The following is a 19,324-nucleotide window of genomic DNA, read 5'->3' as shown; positions in this document are numbered from 1 at the left end:
CATAAATAAAAAAGCATGTTCGGAAAATGATTAAGAGGGTTTATTAAAATATTTAAATGCAATTCAAAATTCTCAAAAAAGATGGATTTGCCCGTAATGCAATAATTGAAACCAAAAGAGGAATTATTAATACACCTGTATTCATGCCTGTGGGAACAAATGGAACAGTTAAAGCAATGACTCCTGAGGAGATCCGGGAAATCGGTTATGAAATAATACTCTCGAATACTTATCATCTTTACTTAAGACCAGGACATGAAATAATTAAAAAACTTGGAGGAATTCACAAATTCATTAATTGGCATGGACCAATTCTTACTGATAGTGGTGGATTTCAGATTTATAGCCTCGCATCTTTAAGAAAGATAACACCTCAAGGAGTTGAATTTCGCTCTCACATTGATGGGTCCCTTCATTTTATAACTCCTGAAAAGGCAATAGAGATTCAGCTTGCTCTGGGTTCAGACATAATGATGGTTTTAGATGAGTGTGTTCCCTATCCAGCAGAAAAGGAATATGTAAAAAAATCTCTCAAACTCACAGAAGATTGGGCAAAAAGATGTAAAGATTATTTTGAAAAACACCGTAATGATCAAGCACTTTTTGGTATTATTCAGGGTGGCATTTATGAGGAGCTAAGGCAAAAGGCAATGGAGGGAATTGTGAAAATAGACTTTGATGGATATGCTCTTGGAGGCTTAAGTGTAGGAGAACCCAAGGAAGACATGTATAGAGTGATAAAAAACATTGCACATTTAATGCCTGAAGAAAAACCTCGTTATTTGATGGGAGTTGGCGATTTGATGGATGTTCTTCATGCAGTTGAGCATGGGATTGATATGTTTGACTGTGTGATACCAACAAGAAATGCAAGAAATGGAACACTTTTTACATCTCAGGGAAGGATAAGCATTAAGAGAAGTGAGTTTAAAGAAGACAACTCTCCCCTTGATCCAGACTGTGACTGTTATACATGTAGAAACTATACAAAGGCTTTCTTAAGGCATCTTTACATGTGTAGAGAAATTCTTTCAATGAGGCTTAATACTATTCATAATCTTTATTTTTACTGCAGATTCTTTGAAAAAATGAGAGAGGCTATAGCTGAGGGAAGATTTCAGGATTTTAAAAAACAGTGGATACCTGTGCTGGAGAAAAACTTTTCTCCTGAATGAGATGACTTCCATCACAGCTTGGAGCATTGCTGAGCTCAAGGAAGCCTTCTCTACAGGAAGAAAATGTTAAAGAAAGAGAATCACAAATTTTTTTTACTTTAATCATCAAGTTTTTTCTTAAGGATTCTGGAAGATACAGGGAGTTTGAAATCTTAGTTCCATCTCTGAAGTAAAGGCTTTCAATTTTTTCAGCTATTTCAGGAAAAACTCTGGAGACTCTCTTCCAGCTATCCCATCTTGGTTTAAATGTGCTTGCAGTAACATGTCTTACCCCACAGTTTTTTGCTTCCTTTAAAATTATTTCCACTTCATCTTCATTAAGCAATGGAATAATCGGATCAAGTCTCAAACCAACAGGAATACCTTCTTTACTTAATCTTTCAATTGCTTTAAATCTATCAAATGATGAAGGAGCATTTGGCTCAAGTTTTTTGTAATATTTGAAAGTGGTTATAGTAAATGTTACACATGATGTCTCTCTTAGTAAATCCATGTCCCTTAAAACTATATCACTTTTTGTTATGATGATAACTCTCATATGGTGTTGTTTAAAAATTTCAAGACATTTTCTGGTAATTTTTTTAATTTTTTCTACTGGCGGATAAGGATCTGAGGTATTACATAATGAAATTAGGGAGTTTTCAGGGATTTTTTTTATTTCCCTTTTAAGGCTTTCAATTAGATTCTTTTTTTCTCTTAAATGAAAAAAATCTTTTATGTATGAAGAAGCATAACAGTAAAGGCATCCGTGGGAACATCCTGTATATGGATTAAGTGAATACTTTGGTGGACATGTGCAAAGCTCACTCTTCCACGGATCAAAGGGGCGTAGATACATCATAAATTTATTATGAAATATTTTGAGAGAAAATTTAATCTTATCTGCAATTTCATGAAATTTGCAATATTGTGTCAACTCTATTAAAATTTAAATTAATGAAACTTAAAAATCTTTCACTGAATACAAAATTTACTCTTTCAATAAGTTTGATAATTTTTGCTTTCTGTGTAATTTTTTCTTTTCTTATTTATTATCACCTTAAACAAAAGGTAATAGAAGATGCAAATGAGAAAACAAGAATTATTATTACTCAGATTGATGCACTTGGCAATTATGTCAAAGAAGAGCTAAGACCTGCAATTTTTAAGCTTCTTCATGAAACAGGGAAAGAAGATGAATTTATAGTTGAAGGAATGTCAACAACCCATGTAAGATTAAGCGTAATGAAAAGATTTAATAACAAAATAGGAAATTATATATATAAGAGAGTTTCTTTAGATCCAATAAATCCAGAACATAAAGCTGATGCACTGCATGTTAAATTGATTGAGTATTTCAAAAAAAATCCAAAAAATGAATCATGGAGCGGGATTGTAAAATCAGAGGGGCAGGAAATTCTTATAATGGCAAAACCTATTATAGTTGAAAAGGGATGTTTAATCTGTCATGGAAGGGTTAAAAACGCACCCAAAGCTTTACTTAAAATCTTTCCTCGTTCTAAGGATTTCACATGGAAAGAAGGAGAAATAATGGGAGTTGAGTCAGTATCTCTTCCAATTGCTTCTACATTGGGTGAGATAAAAGGTGTTGCCATCTCTACATTTCTATTTGGTGTGGTTTCTTTAATCTTCCTTTTTGTTGCACTTCAAGGTGCTTTTTGGAGTTTTGTAATTAAGCCTTTGAAAAGATTGAGTTCCTTATTCAGAGGAATAGTAAATGGAACAGAACCTCTTAATCAAACTATTGAGGCAAAAACAAAGGATGAAATTGGTGAGTTAATCTTTTCTTTTAATCAAATGGCAAAATATTTGTATGAAGCTCAGGAAGTTACTAAAAAATATGCAGAAACTCTTCAGACAATATTTGAGGGTATAACAGACCCACTTGCACTTGTTAATCCTGATTGTACAGTGGAAATGACAAATTATGCTTACAGAACATGGATGATAGAAGGAAGAGCTGCTGTATTCAATGGAAAATGTGATTCTGAAAGATTTGATCCAGATAAATTCTGCTGTGTTCACTTTCTTAAGAAGGTAATAGATACGAAAAAACCTTTTTCCGAATACTGGGAAGGTGATGATGGAAGGCATTATTTCATTCATCTTTATCCAATTTTTGATGATAAAGGAAATGTAATAAAAGTAGTTCATTATGTTAAAGACATTACTGAGAAAAGAAAAATTGAAGAACAGATGAGAATTACTGAAAAACTTGCAGCAATAGGGCAGCTTTCAGCAGGATTAGCTCATGAAATCAATAATCCTCTTGGAGGAATCAGACTTTGTTTAAATAATTTGGTGAGCACTCATATGGATGAAGAAACAAAAAAAAGACACATTGAGGTGATAAATCAGGGGCTTATAAAGATTCAGGAAATAATAAAACAACTCCTTGATTTTTCAAAGCAGAGCGAGCTTGTAATTTCTGTGGTTTCTGTAAATACTCTTGTGGAAAATGTTTTAAAATTAACTGAGTATTTAATATCAAAAAACGGAATAAAAGTTATAAAAAAGCTTTCGCCAGATGTCCCGGAAATCATGGTTGATTCAAATAAAATAGAACAGGTATTTTTAAATATTGTTCTTAATGCAATTCAGGCAATGGATGGTAAAGAAGGAACATTAACAATAGAAACCTATTTAGAAAATAACAACTGCTATATTTCTTTTACTGATACAGGTCCCGGAATTCCTGTTGAAATTTTTCCAAAAATTTTTGATCCATTTTTTACAACAAAACCTGTTGGAGAGGGAACAGGACTTGGACTCTCAGTAAGTAAATCTATTGTAGAGCAACACAATGGACGAATCCTGGTTGAAACTTCTCCCAAGGGAACTACTTTTACAGTAGAGCTTCCAGTAAGATGAAAGAGAAAATTCTCATAGTAGAAGACGATCCAGCAATGAATCTTGGAATGACTTATTTTCTTAAGTCCTGTGGATATGAAGTAAAATCCTGCGAAGATGGTAGAAAAGCTCTGGCTATACTTGATTCAGAGAGATTTGACATTGCCATAGTTGATCTTAAACTTCCAGGAGTTGATGGTCTTTCTTTGCTTAAACATATAAAAAATAAGTCTTCCCAAACCGGAGTAATAATAATAACCGCTTTTGCTGAAATAAAAACTGCTGTTCAGGCAATAAAAGATGGTGCTTTTGATTATATTGCTAAGCCATTTACAAATGAAGAGCTTTTTTTGGTAATAGAAAGATTTTTAAAATTTCGTGATCTGGAAAAAAAAGTAAAACATCTTACAGAGATTGTTAAAAGAAAAGAAGGATTTGAAGAAATAGTTTGTGTAAGTCCTGCTATGAAAGAAATTCTTGATAAAATTGATGCAGTGGCAAAAACTGATGTGTCTGTTTTAATTCAGGGTGAAAGCGGAACAGGCAAAGAACTTATAGCAGATGCAATCCAGAGAAGAAGTTTAAGAAAAGACAAACCCTATATCAAAATAAACTGTGCTGCTATTCCTGAGAGTCTTTTTGAATCAGAGCTTTTTGGATATGAAAAAGGAGCTTTTACTGGAGCAACTGAAACAAAAAAAGGCAAGTTTGAACTGGCAAATGAAGGCACAATATTTTTTGATGAGATTGGCGATATGCCGATACCGCTACAGGCAAAACTTTTAAGGGTTATTGAAGATGGAACTGTATATCCTCTTGGAGGTAAGAACCCTGTAAAGATTAATGTAAGATGCATCTATGCAACAAGCAAGAATCTTAAAGAATTGATAAAAGCTGAAAAATTCAGAGAAGACCTTTTTTACAGAATAAATGTTATTCCCATCGTAATACCACCTTTAAGGGAAAGGAAAGAAGATATTTCAGCGCTTATTGAACATTTTCTGAAAATTTTCTCAGAAAAATACAGCAAGCAAAATATCACTATATCTCCGTCAGCCTATGAGGCTTTACTGAGTTATGATTATCCCGGAAATGTGAGAGAACTGAAACATGCCATTGAGAGAGCTGTTCTTCTTTCAAAGGATGGAGTAATTGATATTAAACATCTTCCAGAAGAATTCTCACCAATGGGATCATTTCAAAAACAGTGTTTTATAAGTAATTTTTCCCTTAAAGAATGTCTTGAAAACTTTGAAAGAAATTTGATAATAAAAACCCTACAAGAATGCGGATGGAAAAAAACTGAAGCAGCAAAAAAACTTGGAATCAGCAGAAAGGCTCTATGGGAAAAAATTAAATTTCACGGAATTGAGCAGCCTTGAAAATGTTAACGGAGAGGGAGGGATTCGAACCCCCGGTAGGGTTATACCCTACAGCGGTTTTCAAGACCGCCGCCTTAAACCACTCGGCCACCTCTCCAGTTTCAACTTTTTTATTATAACAGATTACTCATATCTCAGTGCATCAATGGGATTTAGCATTGAGGCTTTGTAAGCAGGATAAAATCCAAAAAATATACCTACAAAGGCTGAAAAAGAAAAAGCTATAAAAGCTGAAAAAGGTGAAATAATTATTGGCCATTGCATAAGATGGGATACAATTAAAGAGCCTGCAATCCCCAGGAAAAGTCCAAAAATTCCACCTACCATTGTTAAAAAAACAGATTCAATAAGGAACTGCATTCTTATGTCCTTTGGCTTTGCTCCTACTGCCATTCTTATTCCAATTTCCCTTGTTCTTTCCGTAACTGAAACAAGCATAATGTTCATAATTCCTATTCCACCCACAACTAAAGATACAGAGGCAATGGCACCAAGAAGAATTGACATGGTTTTTGTTGATTCTTCAGCAGTTTTTAGCATTTGTGTTAAGTCCATTACTGTAAAATCATCTTCCTGCCCCTGTGCAATTCTGTGTCTCTGTCTTAAAAGTGATTTAATCTCCTCTGTTGCCTGAGGAATTGACTCCAGGGATTGAGCTTTTGCATAAATTAATCTCACTCTGCCAGGTAAAACATTACCATAAAGCGTTCTTTGAGCTGTTGTAATCGGAACATATATTATGTCATCTTGATCCTGTCCTGTGAGGGATTGTCCTTTTTTGCCAAGAACTCCTACAACTTCAAAGGGTATTTTTTTTATTCTTATTAATTTGCCGATAGGTTCAAGGTTTCCAAAAAGCTTTTCAGCCACTGTTTGGCCTATTACAGCTACTTTTGTTCCATTTCTTACATCCTGTTCTGTTAAAAATCTTCCCAAGACAATTTCCCACTCTCTCACAGCAGCCATCTCAGGAGTTACACCAAGCACAGCTGTTGACCAGTTTTGATTTCCAAAGACTACCTGTGCTGTTCCTGATATTACAGGAGCTACCTGACAGATATGAGAACATTCTTTTGATATTGCCTCAGCATCTGCCATAGTAAGTGTTTGCTGTGTTCCCATTCCCATTTTTATGCCACCCTGAGTTGTTGCTCCAGGAAGAATTAGAATTAGATTACTTCCTATGCTTGATATCTGAGCAGAGATTTTTTCACTTGCACCTTGACCAATTGCAATCATTGTTACAACAGCACCAACACCTATGATAATTCCCAGTATAGCAAGGAAAGAGCGCATAGCATTCGCTATGAGAGAGCGCACTGCAATGTTAATTATTGATGAAAGAGCTATCATGATGCTGTATCACTTACTATTTTGCCATCAAGGAAGCGTATTTGTCTTTTTCCAAAGGCTGCAATGTCTGGCTCATGAGTAACAATAATTGTTGTAAGTCCTTGCTCTTCATTAAGTTTTTTAAAAATTTCCATTATTTCCATGCTTGCTCTGGAATCAAGATTTCCAGTTGGTTCATCAGCCAGTATTATTGATGGATTGTTTACAAGTGCCCGGGCAATTGCAACTCTCTGTTGTTGTCCACCACTTAGCTGTCTTGGATAATGATTTGCTCTATCTTTAAGTCCAACCCAGGAAAGAGTCTCAAGTGCTCTTTGTTTTCTTTCTTTTGCAGGAATTCCTGCATAAATAAGAGGAAGTTCAACATTCTCTAAGGCAGTAGCTCTTGCAAGAAGATTAAATTGTTGAAAAACAAAGCCTATTTTTTTATTTCTTATTTCAGCAAGTTCGTTTACATCCATTGTTGAAACATCTATTCCTTCAAGATAGCATTTTCCAGTTGTTGGGGTGTCAAGACATCCAATAATGTTCATAAATGTTGATTTTCCTGATCCACTTGGCCCCATAATGCAAACAAATTCTCCTTTTTCAATTGTAACAGAAATTCCGTTAAGAACAATCAATTCCTGCTGTCCAATTTTATAAATTTTTGTTATATTTTCAACTCTTATAATTGACATATCTTGTGTTGTCCCGGGTTTAAAAGCGCGGTGGAGGATGTCCTGTAGAAGTAGAAGAAGTTTTCTTACCACTTTGAATTTCTACGATAATTTCTTCACCTTCTTTTATATCTCCTTCCACAATTTCAGTCCATTCACCATCTCCTATTCCTGTTTTTATCTTAACTTTTACAGGTTTGCCTCCTCTTAAAACCCATACTGCCTGTTGTTTTGATGGAGGAGTGTTTGGCATTCTAAATCTTAAAGCAGCATTTGGAATTTTAAGAACATTCTTTTTTTCTTCAGTAACAAAAGTAACATTTGCAGTCATACCTGGCTTAAGAAGCAGATGAGAGTTATCAACTGCTATTACAACATCATAGGTTACAACATTTTGAGTAATTGTTGGAGAAAGTCTTATTTGAGCTACAGTTCCTTTAAATTTTTTGTCAGGATAGGCATCTACTGTAAAGGTTGCTTCCATTCCCTTTTTTATTTTTGATATATCTGCTTCATCTACATTTGTATCAACCTGCATTTTTGTGAGATCTGGAGCTATTGTAAAAAGTGTTGGAGTTTGAAAGGTTGCAGCCACTGTCTGACCAACTTCAACATTTTTTGCAATAACAATACCATTGACCGGTGAAACTATTCTTGTATATCCAAGATTTGTTTTTGCCTGTTTTACTCCTGCCAGAGCTTTTTTAACCTGTGCAAGAGCAATTTCATATTGAGCTTTTGCAGTATTGTATGCTGTCTCCGCATCATCAAGCTCACTACGAGCAATAAGGTCACGCTTAAAAAGCTCTTGCTTTCTTTTGAAGGTTCTCTGAGCATCTTTTAGCGTAACTTCAGCTTTTAAAAGATTTGCTTTTGCATTGTAAAGGTCTGCTTCAGCCTGTTTTAGATCATTTTCAAAAGGAGTTGGATCAATCTGAGCAATAAGCTGCCCTTTTTTAACTATGGAGTTATAATCAGCATAAAGGGCTATAATTGTTCCAGAGACCCTTGTTCCAACAAGAATTGTTGTTACTGGATTTACATTTCCTGTTGCAGTTACTGTCTGAATAATATCTCCTCTTTGAGCTTTAACTGTTTTAAATTCTGTTTTCTTTGATCCTGAAAAAAGAATGATTAAAACGCCTGAAATGATAATTAAAAATCCTAAGGAAACCAATGCTATTTTTTTCTTTCCTTTCATTCTACCCATCCTACATATCTTTGGATTTGTGCATATGTTACATTGTAGTCATAAATTGCCTGCCAGTATTGAGTGTTTGTCTGTTCATAAAGAACTATGGCATCAACAACTTCTATAGAACTTCCAATTCCAACCTCATATCTTGCCATTGCAAGATCAAGATTTTCCTTTGATTGTTTTAATGTTAGGTTAAGAGTTTCTATTTTTTGGGAAGCTTCTTTTAACTGGGCAAAGAGATTTTTTATTTGTGATGTTATTTGCTGGATCAAGGAGATTTCTTTGTAAGAATAATATTCTGTATCTGCCCTTGCTTCAGAAAGTTTATATTTTGTTGACCATCCACTGAAAAGAGGAAGACTCATTTTGAAAAACAAACTCCATTGTTTATTAAGAGGAAAATCTTCATTAACATATCCATAATTTGCTGAAGCTGTAAATACAGGAAAGTATTCTTTTTTTACCAGTTCTTCTGTTGAAATTGACGCTTTCCTATTAAATCTTATTGCCTGAAGTTGAGGGTTTGTTTCAATGGCTATTTTGATTGCCTCATTTTCATCAAGTTTTCTTATTGCATAATCTTCTTCTTTAATGTCAAACTCTGGCATATCTACTGCTCCCATTGCTACTTTCAGATTTAAAATTGCTTGAGTAAGTTGTTTTTCAGCTGTAATCAAATTAAGTTTTGCATTGCTTACTTCAACCTCTGCCTTTGTTACTTCAATTTTTGGCTTAAGTCCTACATCATAAAATCCTTTTGCAAGCTGAAGATGTTTTTGAGCCTGCTTGAGCACTTCCTTGGCTGTTTCCTTCTGTTTTTTTGCCTTGAGCACGCTGTAATAAGCTTCTTTAACATTATAAATTGTTTGTAAAACAGTGTCTTTATCCTGCCACTGTGTTGCTTTATACAGCTGCTTTTGTACCTGTATCTGCTTAGAAGTTTTCCCAAAGTCAAAAATAGTTTGAGTAAGACCAAGCTGGGCTGAGTATTCTTTTGAGTATTCCCTTGGGATTCTATCCTCTTGATAACTTCTTTGATATCCTAAAGATAAATCTATTTGAGGAAAATAACCAGAACGGGCTTGTCCAATCTTAAAAAAACTTTTATTAACATTAGCCTTAGATGCAAGGATCTCAGGATTTTTTTTTAATGCTATATTAATGCAATCTGTAAGAGTATAAACAGGCTTATTGGTGGACTCTAAAGAGTCAATGCCATAGGCTAAAGATTGCAAAGTCAATAGTACAATTAAGAAAAATCCTGTTCTTAATTTCATTGCTTTCCTATAACATCTTTCAACTTTGCTCCTGTATTAACTGTAACATCCACATATGGAATTACTGACATGCCTGGCCAGAGAGGATAATTCGGATCAAAGGGGGTGTCAATTATTATTCTCACTGGAATTCTTTGAACAACTTTTACGAAGTTTCCAGTAGCATTTTCAGGTGGGAAAAGGCTAAAAACAGCACCTGTGCCAGGTTGAAAACTTGCAACATGACCTTTAAAAACCCTGCCAGGATAGGCATCTACCCTGATTTTAACAGGCTGCCCAACTCTCATTTTTTCTATTTGAGTTTCCTTAAAATTAGCACCTATCCATATATCCTGTTCATCAACAATTGCCATAAGAAGTTGTCCTGGACGAACATATTGTCCTGCCTCAACTGATTTTTTTGCTACTCTTCCATCTCTTGGAGAAACAATCAAAGTTCTTTTTAAGTTTATTTCAGCAATTTTCAGTTCTTCCTGAGCTTTTCCTATTTGATACTGTTGGGTTTTTAATTTTACTGTAAGGGTATTTATTAAGGATCTAACTTCTTTTATTTGACTTTCTGCAGCTTTCTCCTGTGCAATTGCTACTTTCAGGGCTGCTTGTTGAGAATCAAATCTGCTTTTTGAAACAAGGTCTTCCTCATAAAGGCCTTTGATTCTTTGAAACTCTTTTTCAGCAAGCTCTCTCTGTGCCTGGGCTGCCTGAAGATTGGCTTGCATTGTCTTAAGTTTTGCCATTGCTTCATTTAACTGAGAGCTTAGTTCTTTTAACTGATTAGACAATGTATTTACATTTTCTTTTTTCGCTCTTACATCTGCTAAATAATCATCTGGTTCTATCTCAACAAGAGGCTCTCCTTTTTTGACTCTCTGGTTATAGTCAACATAAACTTTTACAACTTTTCCTGAAACCTGAGGAGAGATTGGCACTATTGTTCCTTCAACATACGCATCATCTGTGCTTTCGTAAACAATGTAGTAATAAATTTCTTTTGCCATAAAAATCAAAACGCCCACAGCAAGAACAATCAGTAAAGCAATTTTAATCTTTTTTGAATTTTTGAATTTCTCCCTTAAGCCTTTAAAGCTCACTTATTTACCCCCTGAACAACGAGTTCATTACTGGCAAATGCTTTAAGCAATGTTCCAGTTGCCTGTCTAAGCCTAAGTATAGCAAGCTGATAGTTATACTGGGCTTCCATAAGCTTTTTCTCAGCAGTTACAAGAAATGTATTTGCATCAGTTACATCAAGGCTTGAAGCAAGCCCAAATTGATATTGCTTGAATACAGAGTTAAAGTTATCTCTTGCGTATGTTACTTCATCCTGAAGAGATTTAATCGTATCTCTTTGGGTTATGTAATCATGATAAGCTGCTTCAACATCTATAAAAACTTCCTTAACTGTATCTTCATACTGAAGCTCAGCCTGTTTTAGTTTTGCTTTAGCTTCTGAAAGTTCTGCTCTTCTTAGTCCTCCTTCAAATATTGGAAAGTTAATTGAGGCAATGGCATAGGTTGATTCTTTATTTGTCATTTGATTTGAGGGAGTCTGGTTAAGTTTTTGATAGATAGCAGAAAGACTTAAATAAGGAAAAAAGGAGCCAATTACATAGTTTACATTTTTTTTAGCTATTTCCTTTGAAATTAAAGCAGCTTTAATCTCTGGTCTTAATTCTTTTGCCAGAGCTTTAACATGCTGAACATTAAGGTTTAAATAAGGATCATTGAGCTTTCCCTCCAGTATTTCAAAATCTCCTTCAATTCCTGCATCTCTTGCTAAAACAGCTTTTGCCACTTTCAGGTTATTTTTTGCTGATATTAAATCAGCTTCTGCTCCACTGAGCTCAGCCTCTGCTCTTAAAAGGTCAGTTTTTGTAACTTCTCCAACCTTGAGCCTAATCTTTGCTGCGTCTCTGTGTTTTTTTAATCTCTGAACATTACTTTCAGCAATCTCCACTGCTCTTTTTGCTTTGAGATAGTTATAAAGGTCAGTAGCAACCCTGAGAAGATACTGCTCTTTAAATGAATTCACTTCAAATTCTGTTTTTGTAAAAGCATCCTTTGAGATTGAATAATTTGTAAATTCTTTACCTCCAAGAGAAAGCTTTTCTTCTATGCTCACTGCCCATAAAAAGCTTTTGTCAGGTTGAATTATCTGATTGTTCACAAGCTTTTCTTTACTGTAATCAGTATATTTGCCAGAAGCTGTTAAAGTGGGAAGAAGCCCTGCCAGAGCTTTGTATTTTCCTTCCTTTGAGATTGTTATATTTTCTTCAGCAATTCTTACTTTTTCAGCTTTTTTAAGAGCAAGGGAGAAAACATCTGAAATTGTTAAATTTTGCTCTGCAAATGCCTGCTCAGAAAAAATAAAAAATAACAAAAAAAGTAATATTTTAAATTTCATTCATTCCTCCTAGTTCCTTCGTAAAATATTTCAATGTAAGTTTGTAAGGCTTTTTTTGAATCTATTTTTTTCCTGAAAATCTCTTTTTTAATGAAAAGATTAAAGAGCATTCCAAAGTATGCAAGAGAGGCATATATGGTGTTTAAATCTTTTCTTATTATTCCATTATTTTTAAGCTCATCCAAATAAGAAGCAAAAACAAGATAAACTTCATGAATCATTTTGCTATGGATTGCTCTTATTTCAGCAGGATATTGAAAAATTTCTGTATGCATTATACATATAAGGTCTCTCTTTTTTTTTAGCAAATCAAAATAATACTTGGCAATAGTCTGCAGGGCTTCTTTATACTCCATATTTTTCAATCTTGGAAGAAGGTCTTTAAGTGTGGGCAGGAACGATTGACTTTCAAGCACTTCTATAAAAAGCTTTTCTTTTGAAATAAAATACCTGAAAAGAGTCACTTCTGCAACATTTGCTTCCTTTGCTATTTCCTTTGTAGTTGTTCCAAGATATCCCTTCTGGGAAAAAAGCTTTAATGCAGCTTTAAGAATTTTTCCTTTCGTATCTCTCATGGTAGTAATTACTAACATACACCAAGAAAAAATACAATGTCAAGATGAACTTTAAAATGATAGTTGATTACTATTTGATTTATGCAGTAAAATTATGAATTACTTTAATATTAAGGAGAAGCTTATGAAAATAAGAGGAAAAGTCTGGAAATTTGGTGATAACATTGACACAGATGCCATTATCCCTGCCAGATACCTTAATACATCTGATCCAAAAGAGCTTGCAAAGCATGTTATGGAAGATGCGGATAAGGATTTTCCTTCAAAAGTAAAGCCCGGAGATATAATCATTGCAGGAAAAAACTTTGGATGTGGCTCCTCCCGTGAGCATGCTCCGATTGCAATTAAGGCAGCTGGAATTAAGGCAGTTGTTGCAAAAAGCTTTGCAAGAATATTTTTCAGGAATGCCTTCAATATCGGGTTACCAATTTTTGAGGTTCCTGAGCTTATTGATGAGGCAACTGAAGGAGATGAAATAGAGATTGATATGGATAGTGGTGAGATTGTTAATTTAGCAAAAGGTAAAAGATACAAAACAAAACCAATTCCAGCTTTTATGCAGGAATTAATTAAAGCTGGTGGACTTGTTGAATGGACAAAAAAGAGATTAGCTAAGGAGGTAATAAAATGAAGACCTACAAAATTGCTGTAATTCCAGGAGATGGAACAGGACCTGAAGTTATTCGTGAGGGAATAAAAGTTCTTGATGCAGTAAGCCAGAGGCTGGGATTTAAGCTTGATTACACTTATTATGATTTTGGTGGCGAGAGATATCTTCGCACAGGTGAGACTCTTCCTGACAGCGCAATACAAGAGCTTAAAAAATTCGATGCCATATATCTCGGAGCAATTGGTCATCCTCAGGTTAAACCAGGCATTCTTGAGAAAGGGATACTTTTGAGACTCAGATTTGAACTTGACCAGTACGTAAATCTTCGTCCTGTAAAGCTTTACCCAGGAGTTGATTGTCCTCTTAAAGATAAAAAGCCTGAAGACATAGATTTTGTTGTTGTGAGAGAAAATACAGAGGGGCTTTATACAGGTTCAGGTGGTTTTCTTAAGAAAGGAACACCAGATGAAGTAGCGATTCAGGTTTCAATAAACACCCGTAAGGGTGTTGAAAGATGTATAAGATTTGCTTTTGAATACTGCAGAAAGCGTAATAAAAAGAAGAAACTTACCCTGTGCGGTAAAACAAATGTTTTAACCTTTGCCTTTGACCTGTGGGAAAGAACTTTTTATGAAGTAGCAAAAGAATATCCTGATATTACAACAGATTATGCCCATGTGGATGCCATAACAATGTGGTTTGTAAAAAATCCTGAGTGGTTTGATGTTATTGTAACTGACAATATGTTTGGAGATATCATTACAGATCTTGGTGCAATGATTCAAGGTGGAATGGGTATTGCTGCAGGAGGGAATATAAATCCTCAGGGTGTTTCAATGTTTGAGCCAATTGGCGGCTCTGCACCGAAATACACAGGTAAAAATGTAATAAATCCTTTAGCTGCCATATGCGCAGGTGGGATGATGCTTGAGCATCTTGGTGAGGAAGCTGGAGGAAAACTTATTGAAATGGCAGTTATTGAAGTCACAAGCAAACATCTTAAAAGTCTTGCAGCAGGCAAAATGGGATATACAACCCAGGAAGTTGGCGATTTGGTTGCAAAATATGTAACAGAATTGCCTTTGGAGGGATAAAAATGCTTAAAAAGAAGGAAAAATATGTTGTAGCAGTTGTAGGTGCAACAGGAGCAGTTGGAAATGAGATGATTGCTGTTATTGAGGAAAGAGATTTTCCAGTTGAAAGATTAAGGCTTTTTGCTTCAGAAAGAAGTGAAGGAGTAAAGCTTAATTTTAAAGGAGAGGAAATCGCAGTTGAGACTTTGAAAGAAGATTCCTTTCAAGACATAGATATAGCTCTTTTTTCAGCGGGTGCAGAAAGGTCTAAGATATGGGCACCAATTGCTGCAAAAAGTGGATGTGTTGTTATTGACAACTCAAGCCAGTGGAGAATGGATCCTGAGGTTCCTCTTGTTGTTCCTGAAGTAAATCCTCATGATCTTAAATGGCACAAAGGAATAATTGCAAATCCCAATTGTTCCACGATTCAGATGGTTGTTGCATTGAAGCCAATTCATGATGTGGCAAAAATAAAAAGAGTTGTGGTTACTACTTTTCAAGCAGTCTCTGGAACAGGGAAAAAAGCAATGGATGAGCTTCTTCAGCAAACAGTAGATCTACTTAATTTCAGAGAAATAAAAATAGAAGTTTATCCCCATCAGATTGCTTTTAATGTTTTGCCTCACATAGACAAGTTTCTTGAAAATGGTTACACAAAAGAAGAGATGAAAATGGTTAATGAAACAAAGAAGATAATGGGAGATCCGACAATCAGGGTTACTGCTACTACAGTCCGAGTTCCTGTTTTTAGAGGGCACAGTGAAAGCGTTAATATAGAAACTGAAAAAAAGATTACTGCTAAAGAAGTGCGAGAACTTCTCAGTAAAGCACCTGGTGTGGTTGTTATGGACAATCCTGAAAAAAATGAGTATCCTCTGCCAATTTATGCTTCAGGAAGGGATGAGGTTTTTGTTGGAAGAATTCGTGAGGATGAGTCAATTGAAAATGGAATAAATATGTGGATTGTATCAGACAATCTTCGTAAAGGTGCGGCTTTGAATGCTGTTCAGATAGCAGAAGAGCTAATAAAAATGGTAAAATAGATTGAATCAATTAAAACGAGGAGGATATAAATGTTAGGAGACAGAAAGGATTACATTTTTACATCAGAGTCAGTAACAGAGGGACATCCAGATAAAGTTGCTGATCAAATATCAGATGCAATTCTTGATGCAATGATTTCAAAGGATCCCTATGCAAGAGTAGCTTGTGAAACATTGGTTACTACAGGGCTTGTAATGGTTGCTGGTGAGATTACAACAGAATGTTATGTTGATATTCCCTCAGTAATAAGGGAAACTGTTAAAGAAATTGGATATACCCGTGCAAAGTATGGCTTTGATTATGAGACATGTGCTGTTATTACATCAATCCATGAACAGTCTCCTGATATTGCAATGGGAGTTGACCCAGGTGGTGCAGGTGATCAGGGGCTTATGTTTGGCTTTGCTTGCGATGAAACAGAAGAGCTCATGCCAATGCCTATTATGCTTGCTCATAAACTTGCCATGAAGCTTGCAGAGGTTAGAAAAAAAGATATTCTTACTTATCTCAGGCCTGATGGAAAAACTCAGGTTACAGTAGAATACAGAGATGGTAGACCCTATCAGGTACGTAGCGTTGTAGTTTCAGCTCAGCATGCACCAGATATTACATTGAGAGAATTAAGAGAAGATATAGTTGAAAAAGTTATAAAACCTGTTATACCAAAAGAGCTTCTTGATGAAGAAAGTGTTCAATACTTTATTAATCCCACAGGTAGATTTGTAATTGGTGGACCAATGGGAGATACAGGTCTTACAGGAAGAAAAATTATTGTTGACACCTATGGAGGCATAGCAAGACACGGTGGAGGATGTTTTTCAGGTAAAGATCCAACAAAGGTAGATCGTTCTGGCTCATATATGGCAAGGTATATTGCAAAAAATCTTGTTGCAGCAGGACTGTGCAAGAGAATAGAGATTCAGATTGCTTATGTAATTGGAATTCCAGAGCCTGTTTCAGTTTATATCAATACCTTTGGAACAGGTAAAATAGAAGACTTTAAATTAGAAGAAGTGGTTAAAAAAGTTTTTGATTTAACACCAAAAGGAATTATTGATAAGCTTAAGCTTCGCAGACCAATATACAAGAAAACAGCTGCCTATGGTCATTTTGGAAGACCTGATCCTGATTTTACATGGGAGCAAACAGACATGGCAGATATTTTAAGAAAGGAGGCAGAGCTTTGTTAAAACACGATATAAAGGATATAAAATTAGCTCAAAAAGGCAAACTCAGAATTGAATGGGCAGAGATGGATATGCCTGTTTTAAGAATGATCAGGGAAAGATTTAAAAAAGAAAAGCCTTTGAAAGGAGTAAAAATTGCTGCATGCCTTCATGTGACAACAGAGACAGCCAATTTAATGATTACTCTTAAAGAAGCTGGAGCAGATCTTGCACTATGTGCATCAAATCCTTTAAGCACTCAAGATGATGTAGCTGCAGCTCTTGTTAAATTTTATAAAATTCCAGTTTTTGCAATTAAAGGTGAGGACAGAGATACATATTACAAGCATATTTATCAGGTTCTTGATATAAAACCACATATAACAATGGATGACGGAGCAGATTTGATATCAACGCTTCATAAAGAAAAAACACAGCTTCTTCAAAATGTTTTAGGAGGAACAGAAGAAACTACAACAGGAGTAATCCGGCTGAGAGCAATGGCAGAGGATGGAGCACTTCAGTATCCTGTTATTGCTGTAAATGATGCCTATACAAAACATCTTTTTGACAACCGTTACGGAACAGGACAGAGCACAATAGATGGAATTTTGAGAGCAACAAACAGACTTCTTGCTGGAAGTGTTTTTGTTGTATGCGGCTACGGCTGGTGTGGTAGAGGTGTTGCTATGAGAGCAAGGGGAATGGGTGCAAGAGTTATTGTCACAGAAGTTGATCCACTTAAAGCACTTGAAGCAGTAATGGATGGCTTTGATGTAATGCCAGGACTTGAAGCAGCAAAATCAGGAGATATTTTTGTAACTGTTACAGGTAACATTAATGTGCTTACTGATAAACACTTTCTTAAAATGAAGGATGGAAGCATAGTAGCAAATACAGGGCATTTTAATGTAGAGATAGATATTGAAAGCTTAGAAAAAATCTCAAAATCAAAGAGAACAGTAAGAGATTTCGTAGAAGAATATACACTTAAAAATGGAAAAAGAATTTATCTTCTTGCACAGGGTCGTCTTGTAAACTTGTCTGCAGCAGAAGGACATCCAGCAGCAGTTATGGACATGAGTTTTGCAAATCAGGCTCTTTCTGCTGAATATATATATAAAAATGCAAAAAAACTTGAAAAAAAGGTATATTCTGTGCCTGCAGAGATTGACAGAGAAATTGCAAGACTAAAACTTGAGGCTATGGGTATAAAGATTGACATTTTAACAGAGGAGCAATATAAGTATTTACACAGCTGGCAGATGGGGACGTGAATTTTCCTGAAAGACTATCTGTAGAAATTACGACAAAATGTAATCTTCATTGTGAAATCTGTCCTAAGCAGAGCCCCAATTATCATCAGCCTGACATTGATATGAATTTGGAGACATTTGAAAAACTTAAAACCGTTTTTCCTCATTTAAAAAGTCTTGTATTAAACGGAATCGGGGAGCCTCTATTACATCCAGAACTTGAAAAATTTATTGCTTTTGCAAAAACTTACATGCCTGAGAATTCCTATATCGGATTTCAAACAAATGGAGCATTGTTAAATGATGAAAAACTGAAAGAGCTTATTAAGGCAGGTTTGAACAAAGTCTGTGTTTCTATTGATAGTCTTACGCCTCTTAGCGGGCTTCATGATCCTGAATTTGGAGAAAAAGCCCTTGATGTTATTGTCAGGGCAAAATCAAATGGAGCAAACAATCTTAAAAGCGGGATAGAAATTGTTATAACTACTGATAACCTTGAACAGATTGTTTCTACAGTGAGAGAGAGTTTGAAATATGGCATTGATTTTATAATTCTTTCACATCTTATTCCCTATTCACCGGAAAATTCAAAGAAAGTTGCTTATGAAACAAACAATGAAGAGTCAGTAAAAATTTTTAAAAAATGGATAAGCTCACTTGAAAATAAAGGATACACAATAAATGACTGGCTTGAACTCATGAAGAAAAAAGCTTTGCCAGAATTTTTCCCAGAAGAAAATGAGCCAATGAAGTTTTTTAAAGCCATGTATGATGAAGCTGCAGAAAAAGGACTTACGCTTCATATGCAAAATCTTATAAACAGAGATGATGAGTTAATCAATGCTGTCAAGGCTGTGCTTGAAGAAGTTGAAAAATTATGCAGAAAAGCGAATATTTCCGCTCAGATTCCAGGAACAAATCCTGTACCTCAGAGAAAATGCGATTTTCTTGAAGAAAAATGCATGTATGTGGGAGTAGATGGAGAAGTCTCGCCATGTTATTTCCTATGGCACAGTTTTACATGCTACATTGGTGGGCTTAAAAAGGCTATTAAACGATGGAGCTTTGGCAATGTAATACAAAAGGATCCAATAGAGATTTTTAATTGTCCTTCATATCGTCAATTTATTGAATCTGTTCTAAGATATGATTTCCCCTACTGTTATGACTGCAATTTTGCTCTCTGTGACCTAATGGAATTTGAAGAGTTTCTTTATGATTGCTATACCAACACTGTTCCCTGCGGAGCCTGCCTGTGGTGTGGCGGATTGTTTTATTGTATGATATAATTGAACATCT

At 35.2% G+C, this 19,324-nt stretch carries 17 protein-coding genes and 1 tRNA gene; 9 read left to right on the top strand and 9 right to left on the bottom strand.

The genetic code is table 11. The features are described from left to right. The first annotated feature begins 56 nt into the window (after nucleotides 1–56). Nucleotides 57–1,175 carry a tRNA guanosine(34) transglycosylase Tgt gene (gene tgt, locus V4D31_RS09300; protein ID WP_353686161.1) on the top strand — a complete coding sequence of 373 codons (1,119 nt, stop codon included), beginning with the start codon at nucleotides 57–59 and terminating at the stop codon, nucleotides 1,173–1,175. Here tgt and V4D31_RS09295 read toward each other — a convergent pair. Further along, nucleotides 1,126–2,016, bottom strand: coding sequence for a spore photoproduct lyase family protein (locus V4D31_RS09295; protein WP_353686160.1), 891 nt, complete (start codon nucleotides 2,014–2,016; stop codon nucleotides 1,126–1,128). The genes tgt and V4D31_RS09295 overlap by 50 nt on opposite strands. 95 nt (nucleotides 2,017–2,111) lie before the next feature. Here V4D31_RS09295 and V4D31_RS09290 point away from each other — a divergent pair, with 95 nt between their 5' ends. Further along, nucleotides 2,112–4,046, top strand: coding sequence for a DUF3365 domain-containing protein (locus V4D31_RS09290; RefSeq protein ID WP_353686159.1), 1,935 nt, complete (start codon nucleotides 2,112–2,114; stop codon nucleotides 4,044–4,046). After that, nucleotides 4,043–5,407 carry a sigma-54 dependent transcriptional regulator gene (locus V4D31_RS09285; protein WP_353686158.1) on the top strand — a complete coding sequence of 455 codons (1,365 nt, stop codon included), beginning with the start codon at nucleotides 4,043–4,045 and terminating at the stop codon, nucleotides 5,405–5,407. The genes V4D31_RS09290 and V4D31_RS09285 overlap by 4 nt, the downstream gene beginning before the upstream one ends. Nucleotides 5,408–5,416: 9 nt before the next feature. Here the strand turns inward: V4D31_RS09285 and V4D31_RS09280 are convergent. From V4D31_RS09280 to V4D31_RS09245, 8 genes are all read right to left on the bottom strand, one after another. Further along, nucleotides 5,417–5,504: transfer RNA gene (locus V4D31_RS09280), tRNA-Ser, on the bottom strand. Nucleotides 5,505–5,530: 26 nt separating this feature from the next. Beyond that, on the bottom strand, nucleotides 5,531–6,760 hold the full coding sequence (locus V4D31_RS09275; protein ID WP_353686157.1) for an ABC transporter permease: 1,230 nt from the start codon (nucleotides 6,758–6,760) through the stop codon (nucleotides 5,531–5,533). Beyond that, entirely contained in the window at nucleotides 6,757–7,440 is a 684-nt protein-coding gene (locus V4D31_RS09270) for an ABC transporter ATP-binding protein (protein WP_353686156.1), read from the bottom strand. Before V4D31_RS09270 ends, V4D31_RS09275 begins: the two co-directional genes overlap by 4 nt. A 19-nt stretch (nucleotides 7,441–7,459) precedes the next feature. Next, a complete protein-coding gene (locus tag V4D31_RS09265; protein WP_353686155.1) occupies nucleotides 7,460–8,620 on the bottom strand; it encodes an efflux RND transporter periplasmic adaptor subunit in 1,161 nt (386 codons plus the stop codon). Further along, on the bottom strand, nucleotides 8,617–9,894 hold the full coding sequence (locus V4D31_RS09260; RefSeq protein ID WP_353686154.1) for a TolC family protein: 1,278 nt from the start codon (nucleotides 9,892–9,894) through the stop codon (nucleotides 8,617–8,619). The genes V4D31_RS09265 and V4D31_RS09260 overlap by 4 nt, the downstream gene beginning before the upstream one ends. After that, nucleotides 9,891–10,985, bottom strand: a complete 1,095-nt coding sequence (locus V4D31_RS09255; RefSeq protein ID WP_353686153.1) for an HlyD family secretion protein — start codon at nucleotides 10,983–10,985, stop codon at nucleotides 9,891–9,893. The genes V4D31_RS09260 and V4D31_RS09255 overlap by 4 nt, the downstream gene beginning before the upstream one ends. Continuing rightward, a complete protein-coding gene (locus V4D31_RS09250) occupies nucleotides 10,982–12,298 on the bottom strand; it encodes a TolC family protein (protein WP_353686152.1) in 1,317 nt (438 codons plus the stop codon). The genes V4D31_RS09255 and V4D31_RS09250 overlap by 4 nt, the downstream gene beginning before the upstream one ends. After that, nucleotides 12,295–12,891 carry a helix-turn-helix domain-containing protein gene (locus V4D31_RS09245; protein WP_353686151.1) on the bottom strand — a complete coding sequence of 199 codons (597 nt, stop codon included), beginning with the start codon at nucleotides 12,889–12,891 and terminating at the stop codon, nucleotides 12,295–12,297. Before V4D31_RS09245 ends, V4D31_RS09250 begins: the two co-directional genes overlap by 4 nt. A gap of 106 nt (nucleotides 12,892–12,997) precedes the next feature. On the opposite strand from V4D31_RS09245, the gene leuD reads away from it, so the two are divergent. Genes leuD through V4D31_RS09215 form a run of 6 tightly spaced genes read left to right on the top strand, consistent with a single transcriptional unit; the run spans nucleotide 12,998 to nucleotide 19,314 of the window. Beyond that, complete coding sequence (gene leuD / locus V4D31_RS09240; RefSeq protein ID WP_353686150.1) at nucleotides 12,998–13,504, top strand: 3-isopropylmalate dehydratase small subunit; 507 nt, start codon at nucleotides 12,998–13,000, stop codon at nucleotides 13,502–13,504. After that, nucleotides 13,501–14,577 (top strand): 3-isopropylmalate dehydrogenase, encoded by a 1,077-nt coding sequence (locus V4D31_RS09235; RefSeq protein ID WP_353686149.1) that lies wholly within the window; start codon nucleotides 13,501–13,503, stop codon nucleotides 14,575–14,577. The genes leuD and V4D31_RS09235 overlap by 4 nt, the downstream gene beginning before the upstream one ends. A gap of 2 nt (nucleotides 14,578–14,579) precedes the next feature. Beyond that, complete coding sequence (locus V4D31_RS09230; protein WP_353686148.1) at nucleotides 14,580–15,602, top strand: aspartate-semialdehyde dehydrogenase; 1,023 nt, start codon at nucleotides 14,580–14,582, stop codon at nucleotides 15,600–15,602. 30 nt (nucleotides 15,603–15,632) lie between these two features. After that, complete coding sequence (gene metK, locus V4D31_RS09225; protein WP_353686147.1) at nucleotides 15,633–16,793, top strand: methionine adenosyltransferase; 1,161 nt, start codon at nucleotides 15,633–15,635, stop codon at nucleotides 16,791–16,793. Continuing rightward, the gene (gene ahcY / locus V4D31_RS09220) at nucleotides 16,787–18,046 is read left to right on the top strand and encodes an adenosylhomocysteinase (RefSeq protein ID WP_353686146.1); all 1,260 of its coding nucleotides are present in this window, start codon (nucleotides 16,787–16,789) and stop codon (nucleotides 18,044–18,046) included. Before metK ends, ahcY begins: the two co-directional genes overlap by 7 nt. Further along, the gene (locus tag V4D31_RS09215) at nucleotides 18,043–19,314 is read left to right on the top strand and encodes a radical SAM/SPASM family putative metalloenzyme maturase (RefSeq protein ID WP_353686145.1); all 1,272 of its coding nucleotides are present in this window, start codon (nucleotides 18,043–18,045) and stop codon (nucleotides 19,312–19,314) included. The genes ahcY and V4D31_RS09215 overlap by 4 nt, the downstream gene beginning before the upstream one ends. The last annotated feature ends 10 nt before the right edge of the window (nucleotides 19,315–19,324 follow it).

This window comes from Thermodesulfovibrio sp. 3462-1 (assembly GCF_040451425.1).
In the GTDB taxonomy this organism is placed as follows: Bacteria; Nitrospirota; Thermodesulfovibrionia; order Thermodesulfovibrionales; family Thermodesulfovibrionaceae; genus Thermodesulfovibrio; species Thermodesulfovibrio obliviosus.
Note: the sequence above shows the minus strand (reverse complement) of the source record. Positions and strands in the feature narration are given on the sequence as shown.